This window comes from Diaphorobacter ruginosibacter (genome assembly GCF_040396215.1).
In the GTDB taxonomy this organism is placed as follows: Bacteria; Pseudomonadota; Gammaproteobacteria; order Burkholderiales; family Burkholderiaceae_C; genus Diaphorobacter_A; species Diaphorobacter_A ruginosibacter_A.
Genome location: NZ_JBEBOW010000055.1, coordinates 1 through 22,088 on the forward strand (window position 1 = coordinate 1; position 22,088 = coordinate 22,088).

20 protein-coding genes are annotated in these 22,088 nt (G+C 64.0%); 7 read left to right on the top strand and 13 right to left on the bottom strand.

Annotated features, from left to right (window positions below; all coding sequences use genetic code 11):
- Positions 1-1,275, bottom strand: a 1,275-nt coding sequence (locus tag ABWP92_RS08810; RefSeq protein ID WP_353235001.1) for an MmgE/PrpD family protein, incomplete at its 3' end; no start/stop codon positions are given.
- Between the two features lie 213 nt (positions 1,276-1,488).
- On the opposite strand from ABWP92_RS08810, the gene ABWP92_RS08815 reads away from it, so the two are divergent.
- From ABWP92_RS08815 to ABWP92_RS08835, 5 genes are all read left to right on the top strand, one after another.
- Complete coding sequence (locus tag ABWP92_RS08815) at positions 1,489-2,646, top strand: acyl-CoA dehydrogenase family protein (protein ID WP_353235002.1); 1,158 nt, start codon at positions 1,489-1,491, stop codon at positions 2,644-2,646.
- Positions 2,647-2,754: 108 nt separating this feature from the next.
- Positions 2,755-3,729: a Bug family tripartite tricarboxylate transporter substrate binding protein gene (locus ABWP92_RS08820; RefSeq protein WP_353235003.1), complete on the top strand. Its 975-nt coding sequence runs from the start codon at positions 2,755-2,757 to the stop codon at positions 3,727-3,729.
- A gap of 5 nt (positions 3,730-3,734) precedes the next feature.
- Positions 3,735-5,810 carry an acetate--CoA ligase family protein gene (locus ABWP92_RS08825; protein WP_353235004.1) on the top strand — a complete coding sequence of 692 codons (2,076 nt, stop codon included), beginning with the start codon at positions 3,735-3,737 and terminating at the stop codon, positions 5,808-5,810.
- 16 nt (positions 5,811-5,826) lie between these two features.
- Positions 5,827-6,684, top strand: coding sequence for an alpha/beta fold hydrolase (locus tag ABWP92_RS08830; protein WP_353235005.1), 858 nt, complete (start codon positions 5,827-5,829; stop codon positions 6,682-6,684).
- 43 nt (positions 6,685-6,727) lie between these two features.
- A complete protein-coding gene (locus ABWP92_RS08835; RefSeq protein WP_353235006.1) occupies positions 6,728-7,654 on the top strand; it encodes a LysR substrate-binding domain-containing protein in 927 nt (308 codons plus the stop codon).
- Here the strand turns inward: ABWP92_RS08835 and ABWP92_RS08840 are convergent.
- From ABWP92_RS08840 to ABWP92_RS08895, 12 genes are all read right to left on the bottom strand, one after another.
- Positions 7,639-8,445, bottom strand: a complete 807-nt coding sequence (locus tag ABWP92_RS08840) for an N-acyl homoserine lactonase family protein (RefSeq protein ID WP_353235007.1) — start codon at positions 8,443-8,445, stop codon at positions 7,639-7,641. The genes ABWP92_RS08835 and ABWP92_RS08840 overlap by 16 nt on opposite strands.
- Positions 8,446-8,450: 5 nt before the next feature.
- On the bottom strand, positions 8,451-9,677 hold the full coding sequence (locus ABWP92_RS08845) for an ABC transporter substrate-binding protein (RefSeq protein WP_353235008.1): 1,227 nt from the start codon (positions 9,675-9,677) through the stop codon (positions 8,451-8,453).
- Between the two features lie 45 nt (positions 9,678-9,722).
- On the bottom strand, positions 9,723-10,571 hold the full coding sequence (locus tag ABWP92_RS08850; RefSeq protein WP_353235009.1) for an alpha/beta fold hydrolase: 849 nt from the start codon (positions 10,569-10,571) through the stop codon (positions 9,723-9,725).
- Positions 10,568-10,918 carry a hypothetical protein gene (locus tag ABWP92_RS08855; RefSeq protein ID WP_353235010.1) on the bottom strand — a complete coding sequence of 117 codons (351 nt, stop codon included), beginning with the start codon at positions 10,916-10,918 and terminating at the stop codon, positions 10,568-10,570. Before ABWP92_RS08855 ends, ABWP92_RS08850 begins: the two co-directional genes overlap by 4 nt.
- The gene (locus ABWP92_RS08860) at positions 10,915-11,805 is read right to left on the bottom strand and encodes an NAD(P)-dependent oxidoreductase (protein ID WP_353235011.1); all 891 of its coding nucleotides are present in this window, start codon (positions 11,803-11,805) and stop codon (positions 10,915-10,917) included. Before ABWP92_RS08860 ends, ABWP92_RS08855 begins: the two co-directional genes overlap by 4 nt.
- The gene (locus tag ABWP92_RS08865) at positions 11,802-13,232 is read right to left on the bottom strand and encodes an NAD-dependent succinate-semialdehyde dehydrogenase (RefSeq protein ID WP_353235012.1); all 1,431 of its coding nucleotides are present in this window, start codon (positions 13,230-13,232) and stop codon (positions 11,802-11,804) included. The genes ABWP92_RS08860 and ABWP92_RS08865 overlap by 4 nt, the downstream gene beginning before the upstream one ends.
- 19 nt (positions 13,233-13,251) lie before the next feature.
- Complete coding sequence (locus ABWP92_RS08870; protein WP_353235013.1) at positions 13,252-14,241, bottom strand: Bug family tripartite tricarboxylate transporter substrate binding protein; 990 nt, start codon at positions 14,239-14,241, stop codon at positions 13,252-13,254.
- A gap of 55 nt (positions 14,242-14,296) precedes the next feature.
- Positions 14,297-15,187, bottom strand: a complete 891-nt coding sequence (locus tag ABWP92_RS08875) for an NAD(P)-dependent oxidoreductase (RefSeq protein WP_353235014.1) — start codon at positions 15,185-15,187, stop codon at positions 14,297-14,299.
- A gap of 224 nt (positions 15,188-15,411) precedes the next feature.
- The gene (locus tag ABWP92_RS08880) at positions 15,412-16,662 is read right to left on the bottom strand and encodes a tetratricopeptide repeat protein (protein WP_353235015.1); all 1,251 of its coding nucleotides are present in this window, start codon (positions 16,660-16,662) and stop codon (positions 15,412-15,414) included.
- 82 nt (positions 16,663-16,744) lie between these two features.
- The gene (locus tag ABWP92_RS08885) at positions 16,745-18,505 is read right to left on the bottom strand and encodes a DUF4384 domain-containing protein (protein WP_353235016.1); all 1,761 of its coding nucleotides are present in this window, start codon (positions 18,503-18,505) and stop codon (positions 16,745-16,747) included.
- Between the two features lie 184 nt (positions 18,506-18,689).
- Positions 18,690-19,121, bottom strand: a complete 432-nt coding sequence (locus ABWP92_RS08890; protein WP_353235017.1) for a hypothetical protein — start codon at positions 19,119-19,121, stop codon at positions 18,690-18,692.
- Between the two features lie 73 nt (positions 19,122-19,194).
- Complete coding sequence (locus tag ABWP92_RS08895; protein WP_353235018.1) at positions 19,195-19,788, bottom strand: hypothetical protein; 594 nt, start codon at positions 19,786-19,788, stop codon at positions 19,195-19,197.
- Positions 19,789-20,476: 688 nt separating this feature from the next.
- Here ABWP92_RS08895 and ABWP92_RS08900 point away from each other — a divergent pair.
- A complete protein-coding gene (locus tag ABWP92_RS08900) occupies positions 20,477-21,211 on the top strand; it encodes a LuxR C-terminal-related transcriptional regulator (protein WP_353235020.1) in 735 nt (244 codons plus the stop codon).
- A gap of 77 nt (positions 21,212-21,288) precedes the next feature.
- Positions 21,289-22,088: sensor histidine kinase (locus ABWP92_RS08905; protein ID WP_353235019.1), on the top strand; the 800-nt coding region annotated here is incomplete at its 3' end.

Below are 22,088 nucleotides of genomic sequence, written 5' to 3' on the forward strand. Positions count from 1 at the left end.
CTTGCTGCGGTCCTCGCCGATCACGGGCAGGGCCAGTTCGGTGAACTTGCCGTTCAGTTCCCCATCGGTCAGCGGCATGTCCGGATCGCCCTTGCGGGTGGGCTGCAGCATCGAATATTCCTTGCCGTCGCGCAGGCGGATGGTGACCTGCGCCGAGCGCTGGCCGGGGAATTTCGCGTCCAGGGCCGGCTCGACCTGCAGTTGCACGCGCGCCATGAGCTCCCGCAGCGCGGGCGACGTCAGGCGCTCCTGCTCGAACGCCGCCAGCCGCACGCTGCCGTGCATGAGCGCGGTGGCCACGACGAAGGGAATGCTGAAGCGCGCTTCCGGCGCCGTCGTCGGGTTCGCGTTGCCCGCAACGGCGATGGCGGGGGAGTAGGTGGCGACGATGATCCGCTCGATGTCCCGGGCGCTGAATCCGTGCTGCTGCTGCAAGGCGAGCGCGCCGTCGATGGGCGCGAACGTGTGGCCGCAGCAGGCGTGGTTCTTGAACGTCATCGCGTTGATGTTGAAGCGCGCGCCGAGATCATCGAAGGCATGTGTCCAGTCCGGGCCGTCGCTCATGGCCCGGCCGAGGCCTACCTCGCCCTCGAACACGTCGAGCGAGGAGATCACGCCCTGCCGGGCCAGCAGCGCGGCGGTGACACCGGCTTCCGCCGCGCGGCCGGAGTGCAGGGGCTTGGCGAGCGAGTCCATCTTGAAAGCCTGCTGCAGGCCGGCCGCGAACGTGGCCGACAGCGCGATGGCGTTGGCGGTCTGCGCGGCGTTCAAACCCAGCAGATAGGCTGCGGCGGTGGCTGCGCCGAAAGTGCCGACGGTGCCGGTGTTGTGCCAGTGCCGGTAGTGCGTGCGTCCCATGGTGCGGCCGATGCGGGTGGAGGTCTCGTAGCCGGCGATGGAGGCTTTCAGGAACTCCATGCCGCTCGCATCCAGCGACTGGGCGACGGCCATGGCGGCGGAGAAGGTGGGCGCGCCGGGGTGGTAGATGGCCTCGCGGAAGATGTCGTCCACTTCGGCGGTGTGCGATGCCGTGCCGTTGATGAGCGCCGCTGCGCGGGTGGATGCATGCCGGCCAAGCGCCAGGCGGGCCTTGCCCTGGTCGAGCTCCAGCTCCAGGCCTTTTTCCACCATCGGCGTGGGCGCCATCGGGTAGCCCGCGAGCAGCGCACCGTACCAGTCGACCAGAGCGCGCTTGGCGTGATGGAGGACGTCGGCGTCCGGCGCGGCTTCGTGGAATCGGGCGGTGAACTGCCCCAGTTTTTCACTTGCAAACATGGCGATGGTGCTCCGGGAGGATGTGAGAGTTTTTGTCTCTGCAGGTTTGGACGATGGGCCGATCATCAATGCAAACGCCCGTGCGCGGGAGGACGAAGTGTCTGCAAGACATTCTTTTCCATCATGTCTGGAGGTAAAACCGGAAGAACTGGAAAGCCTGTTGCCACTGCATCATTCGCCCATTGAACAACAACGGATCAGGGTCACTCCATCATGGACTTCACTCTCTCTCAGGAACACCAGGAATTTGCGGACAGCGTGGCGCGCTTTGCCAAGGACAAGCTGGCGCCCGGCGCGCTGGAGCGCGCGCACTCGCCGCACTACCCCTGGGAAACCGCCCGCATGCTGTCCGAGCAGGGGCTGCTGGGCATCACCTTCCCGGAGGAGGATGGCGGACAGGGCGGCACGCTGATGCACGCCGTGCTGGCGATCCAGCAGGTGGCGCTGTACTGCCCCAAGAGCGCGGACATCGTGCAGGCCGGCAACTTCGGCCCGATCCGCACCTTCGTCGAATATGCGTCGCCCGAGCAGAAGGCGCGCTTTCTGCCCGATCTGCTGGCTGGAAAAAAACTCATCTCTTTGGGCATGACGGAGCCGGACGCGGGCTCCGCCGTCACCGAACTCAAGACCAGCGCCACGCCTGACGGCGATGACTTCATCATCAACGGCAGCAAGGTATTCTCGACGCACAGCCCGGAAGCCGAGCTGTTCCTGATCTACGTGCGCTTCGGTCCCGGCGTGGGCGGTATCGGCTCCGTGCTGATCGAGAAGGGCACGCCCGGTTTCGTGGTGGGCCAGCCTTCGAGCTTCATGAACGGCGAGCAATGGTCGCAGCTGTATTTCGAGAACTGCCGTATTCCCAAGGAAAATGTGCTCCTGGGCGCGGGCGGCTTCAAGAAGCAGATTTCGGGCTTCAACGTGGAGCGCCTGGGCAATTCGTCGCGCGCTCTGGCGCTGGGCCGCTATGCTTTCAACCAGGCGCGTGAACATGCGCTCACCCGCAAGCAGTTTGGCCGCGAGCTGTGCGAATTCCAGGGCCTGCAATGGAAGTTCGCCGACATGTGGATGAAGCTGGAGCAGGCGCAACTGCTGCTCTACAAGGCCGCGCTCGAAGGCGAACACGGCCTGCCAAGCGCGCAGAGCACCGCGATGGCCAAGCTGGCCTGCAACATGGCGGGCTGGGAGTGCTCCAACGAGGCGCTCCAGGTCATGGGCGGCATGGGCTTCAGCCAGGAGGCGCTGATCGAGTACTGCGTGCGCCGCACGCGCGGCTGGATGATCGCCGGCGGGTCCATCGAGATCTTGAAGAACCGCATTGCGGAAGGCGTGTTCGAGCGCACGTTCCCGCAGCGTGCCCCCAAGGCGGCCTGATCGGGGCGCTTTCACGGACCGATCGCAATCCGGCCACTCACAGGCCATCCAGTCCGGCCATGCGTGCCGGACTCCAACGGAATTCATCCTCTTTCAAGGAGACACAACATGCAACGAAGAATCATCAATCTCGCCATCGCGGCGCTGGGCGCGCTGGCATTTTCGGGCGCCAATGCCGCGGGCGCCGACACCTATCCGGGCAGGACGGTGAAGATCATCGTCGGCTTTCAGGCCGGAGGTCCGACCGACGTGACGGCCCGCCTCGTGGCGCGCGCGCTTTCCGATGAGCTGAAGACGCCGTTCATCGTGGAAAACAAGCCGGGCGCGACCAGCAACATCGCCTCCGAGATGGTGGCCTCGGCCCCGCCCGATGGCTACACCTTGCTGGTGGCGGCCTCGCCGCTGACGATGAACAAGTACGTGTATCCGCAGCAGAGGTTCGATCCGCTCAAGAGCTTCGAGCCGATTTCCAAGATTTCTTCCGCGCCCGGCGTGCTGGCCGTGAGCCCCAAGCTGCCGGTCAAGACATACCAGGAGTTCGAAGCGCTGGCCAAGAAGAAGCCGGACGGCCTGTCCTACGGCAGCACGGGCCAGGGCGGCACCCAGCACATGGCGATGCTGCGCCTGGAGCAGCTGACCGGCATGAAGATGGTGCACGTGCCCTATGGCGGCACGACCGGCGTGATCAACGACCTGATGGCCAGCGTCATCGACGTGGCGTTCATGACCTCCACCGGCGCGATGCCGAACCTGGAGGCGGGCAAGGTGCGTCCGCTGGCGATCGCCGGCCCGCAGCGTCTGCCGGGCCTGCCCGACGTGCCCACTTTCAAGGAGCTGGGCATTCCGGACATGAAGTCGGAATCGTGGAACGCGCTGCTGGCACCCGCCGGAACGCCCCAGCCGATCATCGACAAGCTCGCCGCGGTGGTGGCCAAGGCTGTCAAGAGCAAGGCATTTCATGATGCGCTGGTTCCCCAGGGCTCGATCCTGATCGGAAATTCACCAAAGGAATTCAAGGCCGAGCTGAATGAGGAAGTGGCATTCTGGGCCGACCAGTTCAAAAAAGCCAATATCGGGAACTGATGCCAATGTCGAGTCCAAACTCCGCAAACTCCAGCCTGTGCAATGCGCTGCTCTATCCACGCAGCGTGGCGCTGGTCGGCGCATCCGACGACGTCAGGAAAACGGGCGGCCGCCCACAGCAGTTCCTGCGCCGCGCGGGATTCACCGGCAAGGTCTATCCCATCAACCCCAATCGCGCGCAAGTGCAGGGTGAGCAGGCCTGGGCCTCGCTGGCCGCATTGCCCGAGGTGCCCGATCACGTCTTCGTGCTTTCGCCCACCGACACGGTGGTGGACACCGTCCGCGAGTGCGCGCGCCTGGGCGTCAAGCTGGTGACGATCCTGGCCAGCGGCTTTTCCGAGACCGGTCCCGAAGGCGCGCAGCGCGAGCAAGAGCTGCGCCAGATCGCCAGGGAAACGGGAATCCGCCTGCTGGGCCCGAGCAGCCTGGGCGTGGTCAACCCTTCGAACGGCCTGATGCTGACGGCCAACGCGGCATTCGCCGAGCCGGACATGCCCAAGGGCAATGTCTTCGTCGCATCGCACAGCGGCAGCATGATCGGCGCGCTGGTCTCGCGCGGCAAGGCGCGCGGCGTGGGCTTTGCCGGGCTGGTGTCCGTGGGCAGCGAGGTCGATCTGAGCGTGGGCGAAATCTGCATGTCCACCCTTGACGATCCGCAGATCGAAGGCTATGTGCTGTTCCTGGAAAGCCTGCATCACGGCGACAGGCTCAAGGCCTTTGCGCGCGAGGCGGCCAGGCGCGGCAAGCCGGTCGTGGCATACAAGCTCGGCCGTTCGAGCGCGGCGGCGGAGATGTCGGCAACGCACACAGGCGCGCTGGCCGGCGAGGACGATATCGCCGATGCCCTCCTGAAGGACCTGGGCGTGGTGCGCGTGGAAATGCTGGAAACGCTGTTCGAGGTGATGCCGCTGGCCAAAAAACTGACGGTGGCGCGCCGCGCATCCAGGCGCGTGGGCATCGTCACCACCACCGGCGGCGGCGCGGCCATGGTAGTGGACCAGCTTGGTATCCGTGACGTGACCGTGCAGGCCGTCTCGCCCGAGACGCTTGCCAAGCTGCAGGCCGCGAACATTCCCGGAACGGCGGGGCGCGTGCTCGACCTGACGCTCGCGGGCACCAAGTACGAGGTGATGAAAAAGGCGCTCGACATCCTGCTGGACGCGCCGGAGTTCGACCTCGTCGTCGCGGTGGTCGGTTCGTCGGCGCGTTTCAATCCGGATCTGGCCGTCAAGCCCATCATGGACAGCGCCGGCCATGCCAAGCCGCTGGCCGCCATGCTGGTGCCCGATGCGCCCGATGCGCTGGCGCAGCTCACCGAGGCCAGGATTCCGTGCTTTCGCACGCCCGAAGCCTGCGCCGATGCGATCGCGGCGGTGTTCGCGCGCCGGGAGCCGGGGCAGGAGGCGACTGCCGGACAGGTCGCGAACGCGCGCTCGCTCAAGGAATCCGACGCCTACGCGCTGCTCGATCAGTTGAACGTGCCGCATGCGCCGGCCGCCACGTTCCCGCTGGATGCGCCGCCGGCAGAGCTGCCGTTCGCCTTCCCGGTGGTCGCCAAGGTGTGCTCCGCGCAGATCCAGCACAAGACCGAAGTGGGCGGCGTGGCGCTGGGCATCCAGGATGCGCAGCAACTGGCCAAGGCCTTCGGCACGCTCGGGCAGAACCTGGCCGAGCGCGCGCCTGGAGTCGCCTGCGACGAGGTGCTGGTGCAGCCCATGCGCAAGGGCCTGACCGAAGTGCTGGTGGGCTATCGCGTGGATGTGGACGCCGGGCCGATCATCATGCTGGCCGCCGGAGGCATCTGGGCCGAGGTGATGAAGGACCGCAGCATCCGCCTTGCTCCGGTGAGCGTGGAGGTGGCCCGCGAGATGATCGGCGAGGTGCGCATGCTGCAGACCGTGGCAGGGCTGCGCGGCACCCAGAAGGGCGACCTGGAGGCGCTCGCGCAGACCATCGCCAATCTGTCGAACCTGGCGATGCGCCCCGATCTCAAGGTGAGCGAGGCCGAAGTGAATCCGCTGATGGTCATGCCCGAAGGCGAGGGCGTGCTGGCGGTGGACGCATTGATTCTTCAGGCCTGATGGCGAAGGCGAACGCATGACGAGCGAAGTGCAGGCAGTCCCTGACCTGGTGCAAGAGCAGCTTGAGCGCTCACGCGAACGCGTGACCCGCCACGCGGGCCGCGCCATCCACTGGCGTGAATGGCAGGGCGAAAGCGGCAAGTGCGTTCCCCTGGTGGCGCTGCACGGCGGCCACGGTTCGTGGCTGCACTGGCTTCGCAATGTCGATGCGCTCGGCCAGTCCTACCGCGTGCTCCTGCCGGACATGCCGGGTTTTGGCGCGTCGGACGATTTCGACGAGCTGCCCCAGCGCGATCCGGCGCGCCTGGACCTGCTGGTGCAGGGGCTGTGCCTGGGCATCGGGGAGCTGCTGGGCGACGAACCGTTTCACCTGATCGGCTTTTCGTTCGGCGGGCTGATCGCGGGCCTGGTCGCGCAGCGCATGCCGCGGATCCGCACGCTCACCCTGCTGGGCAGCGCGGGGCATGGATTTCGCCGCGCCAGCGAGGTGCCCATGCGCAACTGGCGCGAGTTCGAGGGCAAGGAGCGCGAGGCCGTGCTGCGCGAGAACCTCGAGGCCTTCATGCTCGCCAACCCCGCGGATGAAACCGCGTGCTGGATTCATGCGCAGTCCTGTGCGCTCACGCGCTTTTACAGCAAGAGCTATTCGCGCAAGGCCTTGCTGGACGATGCGCTTGCGGGCGTGAGCGCTCCGGTCTTCATGCTGTGGGGCGAGAACGACGTGACCGCCGAGCCGGTGAAAGCGGCTGAATACCTGGCGCAGAACCGGCCCGAGCGCGAATGGATGATCGTCCCGAGCGCGGGCCATTGGGTTCAGTACGACGCGGCTCCCACCGTCAACGTACTGCTTGTTTACTGGCTTTCGCAGCATTGAAAATCTGACGGGAGCCGCGGCAGTGGGCTCCTACAATCGGCACATGTCCAAAAAGCTCCCTCCGCTCAATCCGTTGAAGGTGTTTGATGCCGTGGTGCGCAGCCAAAACCTCACCAAGGCAGCGCAGGAACTGCACATCAGCCAATCGGCCGTCAGCAAGCAGCTCAACGTGCTGCAGACCTATCTGGGCATAGAGCTTTTTCGCCGCGAGCGCCACGGCATCAGCCTCACACAGGCGGGCATGCAGTATGGAGAGGAAATCGCGCCGGCGTTCGAGGCCATCTCCAAGGCCACCTCCAGCATCATGCGAAGCGGCTCGGACAACACGCTGCGCATCCAGACCTACACCACTTTCGCGGCCAAGTGGCTGATCCCGCGGCTTGCCGATTTCCACGCGCGCCACAAGGACGTTTCCGTGGTCATCACCAACTCGGTCAAGCCGGTGGATTTCGACCGAGACAACGTGGACCTGGCGATCCAGATGGGTAACGGCGCGTGGCAGGCGCAGGATGCGGATTTCCTGTTCGAGGACATCATCGAGCCGGTCTGCAGCCCTGACTTTTTCAAGAAGCATGCGCCCGACGCCGCCTATCCCCGCGCGCTGCTGAGGACCTGTCTGCTCGTGTCGCACTACCGCCAGGACGACTGGCCCACCTGGGCACGCCTGTGCCGCTACGACGAAGATGTTGCGGCCACCGAGCGCATGCGTTTCAGCACCTCGGTGCTGACCTGGCAGGCGGCGGTCGAAGGGCTCGGCATCGCCATCGGGCAGACCTCGCTGCTCGCGGACGACCTGAAGGCTCAGCGGCTCGTGCGGCCGTTCAACCTGCCGGTGCGCACCGGCGCTTCGTACTACCTGGTGCGGCCGCAACTGCAGCGGCATGCGCGCAAGGTGGTGCTGTTCCGGGACTGGATCAAGGAGCAGATCGCCAGCACGGTGCCCGCCCCCGCGCTTCAGGCGATGCGGTAGATGTGGGCGCCCGGCAGGTCCAGCCGCTCGAATTTCACGCAGACTTCGGGGTCATGTCCGGGAATGATGTTGTCCTCGCCGTCGGCCAGTTGCCTGATGCGCGCGTAGCCTTCCATCATGTCGCTCTTGCTGAAGATGGCGGGAAAGGGATTTTGGCGCCGCAGATTTTCGTAATAGTGCGCGGCGTCCGACGCCAGCACGACCCAGCCCCTGGCGGTGCGCACGCGCACGATCTGCAGGCCGTCGGTGTGGCCGCCCACGCGGTGGAATTCGATGCCCGGCGCGAACGGATGCATCCCGTCGATCAGCCGCACTTCGCCGTCATAGATGCGCTTGAGCACCACTGAAACATCGTCCAGCGCGAAGAAGTGGCTCTGCTTCCTGTCGCACATGCATTTGCCGGTGGCGTAGGCGATCTCGCGCTCCTGCAGCCATACCGTGGCGCCGGGAAACTGATTCACGTTTCCCGCGTGGTCGTAGTGCAGGTGCGTGATGGCGACGTCGCTGATGGCGTCGGCGGAAACTCCGAGCGATAGCAGGGCCTGAACGGGCTCCTGCAGAAACGCGCGATTGCGGGCGAGGGCGGACACGCGGCTGAAGCCTGTGTCCACCAGCAGCGAAGCGCCGTTGCCGCGAACGAGCCATATGAAGAAATCCAGCGCCATGGGCGCATCGGGATCGCCCTCCACCGGGTCCAGAAAATTGCTTTGCCGGGCGCGGTTCACCGTGGCGTACTTGATGGCGTACACCTCGTGAACCCCGTCCGCGCCGATGCCGCGCTGCTGCGTCATGGCGCTTATTTCTTCACGAGAGGGCACTTGCTCTGCGCCAGGCTTTCGAAGGCTTCGCTGCCGGGTACCGTTTCCTCGATGCTGTAGTAGTCCCAGGGCTTCTTCGATTCGGCGGGCGTCTTCACCTTCACCAGATACATGTCGTGGACCATCTTGCCGTCATCGCGCAGCTTGCCGTTCTTGGCGAACGCGTCGTTGATGTTCATGGTCTTCATGGCCTTGATGACCTCCGCGACGTTGTCGGTTCCCGCCTGCTCGATCGCCTTCAGATAGGTGCGGATAGCCGAGTATTGTCCGGCCTGAAGCGCCGTGGGCATCTTCTTCATCTTCTTGAAGAACTTGTCGGCGAACTTGCGGGATTCGTCATCGTGGTCCCAGTAGAACGTCTCGGCGAACATCATCCCGCCGGCGTTCTTCAGGCCCAGTCCGTGCACGTCCATGATGCTCATGAGCATGGCGACGCTGGCCTGGCCGCTGGCCCCGAGGCCGAACTCGCGGCCCTGCTTGATCGCGTTCTGCAGGTCCAGCCCCGCGGTGGCGATGGCCACCGCGTTGGCCTTGCTGGCGTTGGCCTTGACGATGTAGGAGGCAAAGTCGTTGCCGGGGAAGGGATAGCGCGAGGAGCCGACCACCTTGCCGCCGGCTTCTTCGATGAATTTCCTGCCGTCGTTTTCGAGCGAATGGCCGAATGCGTAATCGGCGGTCACGAAGTACCAGGTCTTGAAGCCCTTCTTGACCAGCGATTTCGTGCCGACATTGGCAAGCGCGTAGGAGTCATACACCCAGTGCACGTTGTTGGGCGTGCAGTCTTCGTTGCTGATGCGCTGTGCTCCCGCGCCGGTCACGATGGACATGCGGCCCTTTTCCTGCGCGATCTTCATGGACGCCAGCGCCACGGCGCTGTTGCCCAGCTCGGTCACGGCATCGACCTTGTCGCGGTCGAACCATTCGCGCGTCTTGGTGGATGCGATGTCGGCCTTGTTCTGGTGGTCGGCGCTGATGATCTCGATGGGCACGCCCAGCACCTTGCCGCCGAACTCTTCCACCGCGATCTCGGTCGCGGCGATGGAGCCCTTGCCCACGTTGTCCATGAACGGCCCGTTGATGTCGGTGAGCACGCCGATCTTCACCACGCCATCGGACATCTTCGCGCCGGTGTTTTGCGCTTGCGCGGCCCCGAACAGGAAGGTGATGGCCGACAGTACGGCCGCGGACTTGAGCTTGAGTTTCATGATTGTCTCCTTGATGGGTCTGTCTTGTTCGTGTCGCCTTGCCGCCTACGCGAGGATCTGCTCGAGAACGGGCATGAGGTGGCGGATGAACTCATCGGGCGCCTCGCTCATCGGGAAATGTCCCAGTCCCGGCATGATGTTCAGCCGGGCGCCCTGGATGTGCTCGGCCAGCGCGCGGGAGTCGTCGGGCGTGCAGGAATAGTCGAATTCGCCGGTGAGCAGATGAAGCGGGCATTTGCCCGTATCGATCCGGCCGACGAGCTCGCGCAGGTCGCCTTCGGACTTGTAGAAATGCAGGTCGCCCTTGAACACGCCCGGGCCGCCCTGCATGTAGTGCCAGAGCGTTTCCCAGCGGTCGCCGGAGCCGGCATGCGGGCCGATCAGGCCGGAGACGATGCCCGCGCAGACCTCGCCGCCGTGCACGTCCGGACGATGCAGCCATTCGAGGTTGTAGTAGGGCGCCACGTGCGCGCCGGACTGCAGCCCGATCAGCGCCTTGAATTTCTCGGGATGCCGGAGTGCGAGATGCAGCACCACGCGCCCGCCGATGGAGCAGCCCATGGCGACCGGGTTGCGGATCTCGAGCGCGTCCATCACCGCGATGATGGAGTCCACGTACAGCTGCGAGGTAAGCCTGTATTCGTACTGTTCCCAGCCTTCGGGCGGCGAGGACTTTCCGTGATAGGGCAGGTCAAAGCAGATCACCTGAAAGCGATCGGTGATCTGCGTGCAGTTCATGATCCCTCGGTACTGGCGCGAATCGCTTCCCGCCGTGTGCAGGCACAGCAGCGGCTGGCCTTGTCCCGCAGTTTCGAAATAGACGCGATGGCGCTTTCCCTGGATGTCCAGGTGAACGTAGCCGCCGCTGGTTGCCTCGATATGCGCGTGGGTCATTGCACGGTTCCTCCCAGCGATTTGATCAGCTCCTTGAAGTACAGGAGATTGCTCATGAACGGGTGCTGGTCGCCTTCGAGCCGAAGGTGCTTGAACTTGATCATCGCCATCAGGTCATGGAAGCCCGGCGTGGGGCTGCTGGCGTAGTACTTGTTCCATGAGTGCGCGTCCGCGCTCAGCCGGAACGTCCAGCACGGCATCACGAAGGGGCCGCTCTGGATGCTTTCGATCGCGCCTTCGTGGATGCGGATGAGGAATTCCCGGTCACCGTTCTGAAGCATGAACGTCACGCTCAGAAAGCGTCCGCGGTGGACCAGCCAGTTGTCGAGTGCCGGTGCTGCGTTCATGGCTGCTGCTCCCCGCCAGCGATGACGCGATACATCACCGGGTAATAGTTGTCGGCGAAGCCCGCATCCACGGATTTCTGCAACTGTTGCGCGGTCAGCCTGCTGATCGCGTTGTCCATGTGGATCGTCTCGGAGAGCTCCAGCGCCAGCTTCAGATCCTTGAGGGCGTAGGCGGTGGAGAACATCTTTTGCGGAAACACGTCCTTGGCCAGATAGTTGGCTCCGGTGAGCTTGAGCGCGAACGAGGCCGCCGAGCCCAGGCTCAGGGCGTTGGCAAGCAGGTCCTTGGACACGCCGGATTTCTCGGCCATCGCAAACGCCTGCGCAAGCGTGTGCACGGTGTTCAGCAGCACCATGTTGTTCATGATCTTGACGACCTGTCCCGCGCCGGTGGGGCCGCACAGCAGCACGTCGGAGCCCATGCAGTCGAGATACGGCCTGACTGCGTTGAACTGCGCCTGGTCCGCGCCGACGGTGATCAGCAGGGTGCCGTTGTTGGCGGCTTCACGGCTGCGCGCGACGGGCGCGTCCACCAGTTCGATGCCGGCCTTGCCCAGAGTCCGCGCGAGCTGGCGGGTGCGCTCGACGTCGCTGGTGCTCATGTCCACGATGGTCTTGAGCGCCCGGGCGTGGGCGGCCAGCCCGCCGGGGCCCGTGCACACTGCCTCCACATGCTGGATGGCCGGCAGCGAGAGAAACACGATGCTGGCCGTTTCCGCGATCTGCTGGATGCTGCTGGCGACCACGCCGTCGGCCGCGAGCGCGTGTACGTTGTCCATGTTCAGGTCGGCAGCCAGGACGATGCAGCCGGACTTGCGCGCAAGATTCCCGCACATGCCCATGCCCATCACGCCGACGCCGATGAAGCCGATGACGGGTTTGCTCATTCCAGTCCTCCCTGGCGCACGCACTTGACCTTGAGGAACTCGCGCAGGCCTTCGATGCCGCCCTCCGATCCCAGGCCGCTGTCCTTGTAGCCGCCAAACGGCGTCTCGGGCAGCGAAGCCTGCAGCTCGTTGATGCAGACGACGCCGCTTTCTATCTCGTTGGAAAACCGGTGCGCCAGCCGCATGTCGTTGGTGAAGGCGTAGGCTGCCAGCCCGAAGGGCAGGCTGTTGGCTTGCCGCAGCGCCTCGTCCGCATCCTTTACCGGAATCAGCAGCGCGAGCGGCCCGAACGGCTCGATGCGCGCGGCGTCCGCCTTCGCGTCTGAAATGGCGAGAACGGTGGGCTCGTAGAAAAAGCCGGGCTTGTCGATGGCCTTGCCGCCCGTGAGCAACCTGGCTCCGGACTCCACCGCATTGAGCACCAACTGGTGGATGGCGCTGCGCCGGCGCGGGTTCTTGAGCGGTCCCATCTGGGCCTGCGCGTCGAACGGGTCGAGCACGCGCAGCTTCTTCGCGTGTTCGACGAACTTATCGCAGAATGCGTCGTAGATGCTTTCGTGGATCAGAAAGCGCGTTGGCGACGTGCAGACCTGCCCCGCGTTGCGGTATTTGGTCGCCACGGTGCTGGCGGCGACCTTGTCGATGTCCACGTCGCTCCAGACGATCACCGGCGCATGGCCGCCCAGCTCCAGCGTCGCCTTTTTCATGTGCGCGGCGGCCTTGGCTCCGAGCTGCTTGCCCACATCGGTGCCGCCGGTGAAGGTGATCATGGCGACGTCGGGGGCGCTGCATAGCTGATCCGCGATCTGCGCGGGCTGGCCGAACACCATGTTCACCAGTCCCGCGGGCGTGCCGGCGCGGGCGCAGGCCTGGGCGATCAGCAGGGCCACGCCCGCCGTTTCTTCGGAAGGCTTGATCACGACGGAGCAGCCCGCGGCCAGCGCGGCGCTGATCTTGCGGGACGGCGTGATGGCGGGCGCATTCCAGCCCGCGAAGGCGCCGACGACGCCGCGCGGCTCGAGCTGCGCGGTCTGCCGGATGCCCACGGAGCGCGCGGGAATCACGCGGCCGTAGAGCCGGCGGGCCTCTTCAGCAGCCCATTCGAACATCTCGGCGGCCACGTCGACTTCCTTTTGCGCCTCGGCATAAGGCTTGCCCAGCTCGCTGGCGATCTGGTGCGCGAGCCTGTCGCGGTCCGCGCGCATCTCATCGGCGATCCTGCGCAGAAGCTCGGAGCGCTGCGTTGCTCCGCTTCTCTTCCACTGGCCGAAAGCGGCCTTGGCGCATTCGATGGCGCGCGCCACGTCGTCGCCCGAGGCCATGGCGTAGTGGCCGATGGCTTCGCCGGTCGAAGGCGAAATCACTTCGAACATTTCGGAAGACGAGCCCGTACAGAACTCGCCGTTGATGAACTGCGAATACTTCATGTCCATGTTCCTGGATGGCTCATTCGAGCACGATGTTGGATTTCTTTATCACGCCGGCCCAGTGCGCCGATTGGCTCTGGATGTATTCCTTGAACTGCGTGGGCGTGCCGGTGAATGGGTATTGGTCGAGGGTGAGCAGCTTGGCCTTCACCTCGGGGCTGGCCATGATGTCGTTGACCGCCGCATTCAGCTTGCCGACGATCTCCGCGGGCAGGCCCGCCGGCCCCATCAGGCCGTTCCAGGGTTCGGCGGCAAAGCCCGGCAGCCTGGCCTGGCCGATGACGAGCGTGTCCTTGGGGCCCTTGTCGGGGGATGAACTCGCCGAGGCTAGGATGCGCAGCTTTCCAGCCTGGACCTGGGGAATGGCGACGACGCCCGCGAGAAACGCGAAGTCCACGCGGCCCGCCACCAGATCGGTGATGGCGGCCGAGTCGCCCTTGTAGGGCACGTGGATGGCGTTGATGCCGGTTTCGCTCTTGAACCACTCGCCCGCCAGGTGATTGACCGCGCCGTTGCCAGCGGATGCGTAGGTCAACTGGTTGTCCTTGTCGCGGCCATAGGCCACGAGCTGGTCGTAGCTCGTGAACCTGGAGTGCTGGGGAACGGTCAGGTAGTACGGATAGCTTGCCACCAGCGCGATGGGCGAGAAGTCCTTGATGGAGTCGTACTGGACGCCTTTTTGCACGAAGGGAATGATGGACAGCGTGCTGCTGCTGCCGATCATCAGCGTATAGCCATCGGGGCTGGCCTTCTTCACCTGGTTGGCGGCCACCGCGCCGCTCGCGCCCGCCTTGTTGTCCACGATGAAGCTCTGGCCGAACTTTTGCGTGAGCTTTTCGGCCAGCAGGCGCGCGACGATGTCGGTGGGGCCGCCGGCGGAAAAGCCGACGTAGATGGTGACGGGCTTTTCCGGATAACCGGCAGCGCCCGCCGGTGCGGCCATGGCCAGAGCGCCGGCGCTCAGCATTGCCGAGGCCATGCGGATGGCGGTGCGTCGTGTGATAGTCATTTTGTCTCCTTGCTTTCCGTGTCTTGCGTGCTTCAGTTGCAGGTACCGGTGCGGCTTACAGGCGGATCCTGTCGATGCCATTGGCCTCTGCCCAGAAATCGGTGAGGCAGGACGTGTCCTGCCCGCTTTTACCCGCGGCGAGCGCCATGCGGAACACGTTCTTGGCCGTGTCGCAGACCGGCAGCGCGATCTGCGTGGCGGCGCCCGCGCTGGAAGCCAGCGAGATGTCCTTGTAGCCCAGCGCGAGGTCGAAGCCCGGCGTGAGATCGCCAGCGAGCACTTTCTTCGGCCATTTTTCCTTGAGTTGGCCGTTGCTTGCCGTGGTGTTGGTGAGCACGTCGAAGGTCTTCTGTATGTCCAGGCCGAGCGACTTGGCGAGCACCAGGGCTTCCGAATTGATCTGGCAGTAGCACAGCACCATCATGTTGTTGATGATCTTGGTGCGGGTGCCGCTTCCCGCGCCCCCGCAATGATGGATGGTGGTGCCCATCTTGTAGAGCACGGGCTCCACCGCCGGAAGCAGCGCTTCGTCGATGCCCAGCATGAACAGCGACTCGCCTCTGTCCGCGTGCATCGCCAGCCTGCCCACGGGCGCATCGCCGAACTGGAAGCCCGCCCCGGTGAACGCATCGTTCAGTTGATCGACCGTATCCACGTCCACGGTGCTCATGTCGATGTAGATGGCGCCAGGCTTGAGGTTATGGATCACGCCGCCTTCGGCCAGCGCCACATGCCTGACCTGCCTGGGGCCGGGAAGCATGGTGAAGACGATATCCGCGCCCTGGCAGGCATCCGCAATGCTGCAAGCGGCGCGCGCGCCTTCAGCCGCCAGTTCCCGGACGGGCCCGGTGTTGATGTCGAACACCGAGACGTTCAGCTTGTTCTTGAGAAGCGAGCGCGCAAGCGAAAAGCCCATGCGCCCCAGGCCGATGAATCCAATTTGCATGTTGTCCCCTTGTGATGCGCACCAATTTATCTATCTCGATGTGCACAGGGGAAGAGATTTCATCTTCGTGTCATGAGTTTTTTGCGTATCTTGCGGCGGGAGCCATGGAAAACTCCCTGCCGCGCGGCAGGGAGCAGGGCATTGGATGGGACATGGGTAAAACTGTCCGGAGGCGTGCACCGCGACTCCCGGGCGGGCGGCGCATCCGATGGCCTGTCGCTGCCCTATCGCTGCCCGAGGCTTCGGTCCGTGCGCCATTCCTGCGGAATGAATTCGTACAGCGGCGTCAGGTCGCGCACGAAGAGCAGGGGCGTGGGAGGGGCGGAGAAGCTCAGTATGGCGCCTTCCGCGGTCACGTCCATGCTGGCGAGCTGGCGCATCCAGGCGATGTTGACCGAGCCTCCGGGAGCCGGGCGGGAGTAGATGAGTTCCAGCATGCGGCGCGAGGCCTGATGGCCGGCCGCCGCCGCGAGCTGGTAGAGGCGGATGGCTTCGGTGTAGTTGGACGGAACGCCGTCGCCACGATGGTAGCGGCGGGCCTGGAGGTACCAGTTTTCCGCGCGGTCGCTTGCGGATTTTCCGGCGTCCGCCTGGTGGCTTTGTTCCATGCGCACGCGCAGCAGCCGGGCGTTGGATGCGGCGGCGGGCGAGCGATCGGATGCCTTGGTGAACTGTTGCAGGGCCAGGTCGTAATGCAATTCGGCGACGTTGTTCAGCCCCAGTTCATTGATGGCGGAAGTATTGCCTGCCTGCGCGGCCTGTCGCAGCAGTTGCATGTTCTGCGTGGAGAGATGGTTTGAGGTCTGGGGGCTGTTGGCGCCGGCCTGCACCGGAGCCATGCGCTGCTGTATTTCCCAGTCCAGGAACAGCGCCAGTCCAGGGTTGGCGGCCTTGAGCGACGCCAGATAGGGGCGCGCAGCGCGCGGCGTGGGCGGGCCGTTGCAGCCGTCGATCTCGCACCATGCGAGTCCGGCGTTTGCCAGGGGCTCGTTCAGTGTTCTGGCTCGTTCGAACCATTTTCTGGCCTGTGCGCGATCGACCTGGGTGTGTTCGCCATGCAGATACAGCAGGCCCAGCAGCCATGATGTGCGAGCGGCCAGGCGCTCGGCGGCGCTGCCGCGTTTGGCGTTGGCAAGCGCCGTGGCTTCGAGTTTGCGGATGCGCTCGGCGTCGGTGTCGTTTTCATCGGGCGGCATCAGCTTGGGGGCCGAGGCGCCGGGCTGTCCGGTGGGCTTGATTGCGGGAGGGGTGACCGATGCCCCGGCCGGCTGGATCGCCGTGGGCGAGGCGATGCCCGCAGGCTGGACCGCGGATGGCTGCACGCTGGAGGTGCCGGGCGACTGGATGGGTGAGCCGGGAATGGCGCGCACTGCTGCGTGGGAGAAGCGGACTGCGGCGACCAGCAGCACGGACGCGCACAGACAAAGAACCACATGGCCTGGATGCACGCCGATGCCTATGGAATCTTTGCGCATGGTGCTCCTCCTCGGGTGGCTCGGGATATTGTTGATCTGGTTGAAGGCCGGGACGCCCTGGAGAGGGCGCCCTCGGACCCGTTCAGACGTTTGGCGCGATTTTGGCGGCAGTCGGCTGCATTTGCGCGGGCTGCGCCTTCTTGGGAATCACGCGCCACTGTACTTCCGCGCGGGAGATGGGTTCTTCACCCAGCGCATGGTTGAAGGCATTCTCCACGTCCTCGATGGAGTGATAGCCTGGAATATTGACCACTCCCTCGCCTTGCAGCGGCGCGGGCAGCCTGGCCATGACGTCCTCGGCGGTGGCCAGGCAGGCCAGACGCTCGGTGCCGGGCTGGCTTGCATCCATGATGAAGGCCGGGTTGGGAACCAGCCAGTCAGGCAGGCGCAGCACCTGATTGGCCGGTTGCAGCGAATTGGGATTCACGTTGTTGGGCGTCAGGCGCATGACGTTGCCGACGGCGTCGCTGAAGTAGCAATAGACATGCGAGGCGCGCGAGACGGTGGCGGCTGCGAATACCTGCTCGCCCACTTCGAACACGGGCTTCTCGCCCGGCGGCAGGGGGTTCTTTATCTGCAGATCGATTTCGCGCTCGAGCGGCTCTTGCGACGTGAGCTGCAGCTGTTTCGCGCCCTTGACGGGCAGGTAGCCGGCATAGGCCTTGCCTTCGTCCGCGCCGCCGTTCGGGCCCGAGGGCGTCCAGCCGATCTGGCGCAGATGGCCCGAGTTGTCCAGTTGCACGAAGTGGTTGAGCGCGCGCTCGTAGGTGCGGAAGTCCATGACGCCGCTCGGAACCAGGCCGTTGTCGGTCTGAAAGCGCGCGAGCGCCTCGCGCAGTTCGCGCGAGTCCTTGTTGAGCACATCGATGCCGGGCGCGAGATAGCCCTGGGCGACCAGCGAGCTCTGGATCAGCCTGGCCTGCGCCACGCCGCCGCTGTCCGTATACCATTCGCGCATCTGGCGCTGGAAGTCGGGGTGCGTCTGGTCCAGCGTCAGGCATTGCCAGTAGGGCACGCGGGCCCATTTGCCGATCAGCTCGATGGTGGCCAGATCGACCAGGGTGCGCAGTGCGCCGCCCGCGCCTATCGCGTAGTCGCGGCCGACGTTGAAGGTCACGCCATAGGTGCCGATGCGGCCCGCGAGGTCCAGGCCCTGGCCAGCCCCGCCGATCACCACTTCATTGGCCGAGTCGAGTCCCGGGATCAGTGTGCGGGTGCGGAAATCCCCGATGTGCACTTCGAGTCCGATCACGGTGGCGCTGCGGCTGTTGCTTACCCCCAGGTCGATGCGCGGGCCCGAGAGCCCGGCGTCGTTGCGGTTGCTGATCACGCTTTGATCCACGAAAGCGATCGCCCCCGACATGTACAGCGCGGGGCGCTGAAGCTGCATCTGGTTGTTGTTGAGCAGGATGGTGGTGAGGTTCTGCACCGTGTCCTGCTGGACGATGTTCACCTCGTAGTCCACATAGCGGAAGGCATTGGAGCGCCGCGACATCTGCGACAGCGCCGTGATGATCATCTCCTTGATGCCCACGGGCACGCGGGTGGAGTAGTCGGTGAACTGCTTGCTGGTGATGAGCGTCGTCGGCAACTGGGCCGCGCGCAGCATTTCATCCATGCACATGAGCGAATCGGAGAAACTCGAGATCGACCTCACCGGGCGAACCACGGGTCGGTCCACGGTATAGGCCGCGTCGTAATAGGCGGCATCCTTGCGAGGATCCATCGGCGTCGTGCACGCGGCCAGGAACAGCGCGCTGGCCGCGCATCCCAGCCTGAGCCAGAGCCCTGCGGCCTTGCGGTGCAGAAGCGTCCCGCGAGAGTTTGAAGTACCAGCAGACATGGCATGCCTCCCTTGTTTTTGCTGCGGTGAGAGCGTGTTGCGTACGCGGAGCCGAATTGAAACCAAACGGGCTGGATCGTGCCTGCGGGCCGGGAGCGAGGCTTCAGCGATTTCCCCATGCCGGGGGCCCGGAAAAATACGCTGCGGCCTCTCTCGTCAGGTGCGCCCCGCCGCAGGCGGAGCTTCAAAAGCAGACGTTGACCAGATCGCCGCGCAATACGACGATCTGATCGCCGCTCTGGTTGATCTGCGCCGTGTTCGCGGAGGTTCCCGTGGATGCCGCCGTGTTGCTGGCGATGGACTGGGTGCAGGTGACCTTGCCGCTTTGCGTCTTCACGGTCTGGACCACGTCCTTCTCGGTGTAGATGCCGGACGTGTCGGCGGAAAAGGCCTTGGCCGTGTAGCGCGACAATTTGGCTTGCTGCCACGCCGGGATGCCGTTGTTGTACGTGATCTCGTTGGTTGTCTTGGTCTGGTTCAGCGGCAGCATCTGTACCTTGACCTCATGGTTGAGGATGATCGGGTCCTCGCCCGGGGCCTGGGCCAGGGCGCAGACCGGCGCGCTCAGGCAGATGGCCATTGCCATCAGCAAATGACCGTGGGAACGGTGGTTCATGATGCGGCCTCCTCATGCGTCGTTGAAAGGGGAAAGGACATCGGGCCGCCACGGCCCGATGTCATGCCGGCCGTCAGTGGCAGCGGCCGCCCGGGCAGGGGTCTTCCGCGCAGGCGTCGTTGGACGACACGTTCTGCACTGCGGTGGAAAGCGAACCCTTGGCCTGATTGATGTAGGACGAGCCACTGGTCAGGCTTACGTACTGAACGGACGAGGCGTTGGCGCCGACGCTGACCTTGCCGTAGTTCGAGGCAAGGTTCTGGATCGCCGTTGCACCGTTGCCGTCGGCCAGGTTGGTGGCCCAGCCGCCGTTGCCATATACCGTCTGCGTGGATGTGCCCTTGATCTCCACGCTGCCGTTGTTGCTTGCCAGGTTCTGGCGGGCAATGGAGTAGTCACCCTTGGCTTCGTTGGTGACCATGGCGTCCTTCAGGTCGGTGGTCTGGTAGGACTTGCCTGAACTCGTGATGTCCACGTCGGCGGAATTGCTCGACACGTTCTGCAGCGCCTTGTTGTTGTTGCCGGAGGTGTTCTTGACGGTGCTGTGATTGGTGTAGGTCTTTTGTTCGCTGGTGCCAGCGATGTTGATGGAGCCGGGCTTGACGGGACCGGCGGCGAATGCGGCGCTGGCAACCGCGGTCAGGGCGATAAAGGCGAGAGCTTTCATGACTGTTTCTCCTGTAACGTGTCAAGAAAACCGCGTACCCGGATGGGAGGTGGTTGCCCGGATACTGCGGCGGAATTGACAAACGCAGTTGTTGATCCCTCATGCATTTGTCTGGCACCAGTTTCCGTGGGTTGCCGCGTCCGGGAAATCGCCTGAAATGGGTAGCTTGAAATCCGGAATGATCCGCCTTGCGGGTCTCGTGCTGCCCTGTAAACAGGTGATTCCAGATGTTTTGTAAACAATCAATAACGGTTCGCAAAGAGCTAGTGTGCGTTTGTAAGAAAAGCAATTAACTGAATTCGGCGTGCAGGTTTCGATGAACACGCCCGCATGAGCCGGGATGCTTCCTGGATTCCGGTAATACCCTCGTTGCCATTGAATATTCCGTGCCGGCTGAAAGCAGCGGTTTGCCTTGTGCCCGCATATGAACCAGCAGAAGAATGTTCATTTTTTTGGTGGTTTTATTTTGTAATTTATATTTTTATTTATTAAAAATGCAGAATGCGGTGGATAAAAGTTGACGATTGTTTTAATGTTGCGTCTCGATCATTCCAATCGTTACATTGATCTCAATAGGAAAACTATATTTAAGATCATTTTGCATCGGTACCAGTGAGCCCCACGAGGGATGGAGGAGAGCATGTCATACATGAACTTGGGCCAGCAGGAAGTGACGGCCGCGTCGGGTATGTCCATGGCCATGGATCACACGGCTGCCGGAGCGAACACCATGTGGCCGGCCTTTCTCGTCGGGCAGGACGACAAGCCGGTCAGGGTCATCCTGATCGATGACGATGAACACATGCAACGGGTTGTTGCGCAGGAACTCATGGCCGATCCGCGCACGCTGGTGGTGGGGCAGGCTGGCAGCGTCAAGGAAGGGCGCAGGCTCATCAGGCAGCATGAATTCGACGTGATGCTGGTGGACGTGAATCTCAATGACGGCCAGGGCTATGCGCTGATCGAGTTCATGAAGTTCCAGCGTCCCTCCGCCGAAGCGGTGATGTTTTCCGTGATGGAGAGTGACGAACAGGTATTGCGCGCGTTCGAGGTGGGCGCCACCGGTTATCTGGTCAAGCACTCCTGGTTCGGCAGCTATCCGCAGGCGGTTCTGCAGGTCGCCAATGGCGGTGCGTACATCACGCCGCATCTTGCCCGGCGGCTCATTCAGAAATTCGAGGCGCGCAAGACGGGAGAGGGCCACGCCGCGGACCATGCGGCCAGCGAATCGCAACTGCTGTCGGAGCGGGAAAAGGAAGTGCTGCGGCTGGTGGCCAATGGCTACACCAGCGCCGAGATAGCCTCGCGGCTGGAGATCAGCAGCATGACCGTGAATTCGCACATCAAGAATATTTACCGGAAGCTGCGCGTTCGCACGCGTGCGCAAGCCGTGCAGTTTGCGTCGCTGCGCAAGCTGTTCTGAGCCGTGCGCGCAATGCGCCGCGTAGTTGAATTCGACTGCATGTTCGCAGTGGCACGCCATTCCTGTTGGGGCAGTGAATGCCGAAAATTCGTCGACTCAATGAGCTTGCCTTGCCGCTGGCTGGCATGCTTATCTGGCTGATCCAGTTTGTTGCCAGCCTGTTCTGGCTGTTCGGCGACTTTCCGGCCGATGCCGGCTGGCCGTGGGTGTTGTGCCTGATCGAATCGATGAACTTGCTGGTGGGCGTGATGCTGGCGCTGATTCTGTTTCGATCGATCTACTGGCATCCCCGGCGCAATACACAGACGGCGGTGGCCGTCCTGCAGGAGCGCCAGCGCATTGCCAGGGAGCTGCACGATCTCGTGGGCTCGCAGCTCGTGAATGCGATGACGCTCCTCGACTCGCCCGCTGCCAGGAGCCATCCGGCGATGCTCGCGCTTGAACAATGCATGCTCGATTTGCGGTTGCTGGTGGAGGTGATGGGTGATCGCAAGGGAGATCTCGCGGACAAGCTGGCATCGCTGCGCCATCGCATTCAGCCGGTGCTCGACAAGCGCGGCATCCATCTCACCTGGCTGGTGGAAGTGGGCGATGGCGACACCTTGCCCCGGCATTCGCATGCGTGCGAACTGTGCCGCCTGGTGCAGGAGGCGGTCAGCAACGTGCTCCAGCATTCCAAGGCCACGCACATGACGATCGAGCTGCGCCTGCTTCGCGCGGACAGCCCCACGCAGTGGTTGCTGCGCATCATGGACAACGGCGTGGGATTGGGGAACACGCAAGGCTCGGGCAGGCAGGGCCACGGCGTGGCCAACATGAAGCGTCGCGTGCGGCGTCTTGGCGGCAACCTGAGCATTGTCTCGGAAGAGGGCATGGG

Coding starts and splice junctions, on each gene's coding strand:
- ABWP92_RS08870 (WP_353235013.1), bottom strand. CDS start 14,241: ATGACTATCACACGACGCACCGCCATCCGCATGGCCTCGGCAATGCTG.
- ABWP92_RS08830 (WP_353235005.1), top strand. CDS start 5,827: ATGACGAGCGAAGTGCAGGCAGTCCCTGACCTGGTGCAAGAGCAGCTT.
- ABWP92_RS08885 (WP_353235016.1), bottom strand. CDS start 18,505: ATGTCTGCTGGTACTTCAAACTCTCGCGGGACGCTTCTGCACCGCAAG.
- ABWP92_RS08840 (WP_353235007.1), bottom strand. CDS start 8,445: ATGACGCAGCAGCGCGGCATCGGCGCGGACGGGGTTCACGAGGTGTAC.
- ABWP92_RS08845 (WP_353235008.1), bottom strand. CDS start 9,677: ATGAAACTCAAGCTCAAGTCCGCGGCCGTACTGTCGGCCATCACCTTC.
- ABWP92_RS08850 (WP_353235009.1), bottom strand. CDS start 10,571: ATGACCCACGCGCATATCGAGGCAACCAGCGGCGGCTACGTTCACCTG.
- ABWP92_RS08855 (WP_353235010.1), bottom strand. CDS start 10,918: ATGAACGCAGCACCGGCACTCGACAACTGGCTGGTCCACCGCGGACGC.
- ABWP92_RS08890 (WP_353235017.1), bottom strand. CDS start 19,121: ATGAACCACCGTTCCCACGGTCATTTGCTGATGGCAATGGCCATCTGC.
- ABWP92_RS08875 (WP_353235014.1), bottom strand. CDS start 15,187: ATGCAAATTGGATTCATCGGCCTGGGGCGCATGGGCTTTTCGCTTGCG.
- ABWP92_RS08895 (WP_353235018.1), bottom strand. CDS start 19,788: ATGAAAGCTCTCGCCTTTATCGCCCTGACCGCGGTTGCCAGCGCCGCA.
- ABWP92_RS08825 (WP_353235004.1), top strand. CDS start 3,735: ATGTCGAGTCCAAACTCCGCAAACTCCAGCCTGTGCAATGCGCTGCTC.
- ABWP92_RS08815 (WP_353235002.1), top strand. CDS start 1,489: ATGGACTTCACTCTCTCTCAGGAACACCAGGAATTTGCGGACAGCGTG.
- ABWP92_RS08900 (WP_353235020.1), top strand. CDS start 20,477: ATGTCCATGGCCATGGATCACACGGCTGCCGGAGCGAACACCATGTGG.
- ABWP92_RS08820 (WP_353235003.1), top strand. CDS start 2,755: ATGCAACGAAGAATCATCAATCTCGCCATCGCGGCGCTGGGCGCGCTG.
- ABWP92_RS08835 (WP_353235006.1), top strand. CDS start 6,728: ATGTCCAAAAAGCTCCCTCCGCTCAATCCGTTGAAGGTGTTTGATGCC.
- ABWP92_RS08880 (WP_353235015.1), bottom strand. CDS start 16,662: ATGCGCAAAGATTCCATAGGCATCGGCGTGCATCCAGGCCATGTGGTT.
- ABWP92_RS08860 (WP_353235011.1), bottom strand. CDS start 11,805: ATGAGCAAACCCGTCATCGGCTTCATCGGCGTCGGCGTGATGGGCATG.
- ABWP92_RS08865 (WP_353235012.1), bottom strand. CDS start 13,232: ATGAAGTATTCGCAGTTCATCAACGGCGAGTTCTGTACGGGCTCGTCT.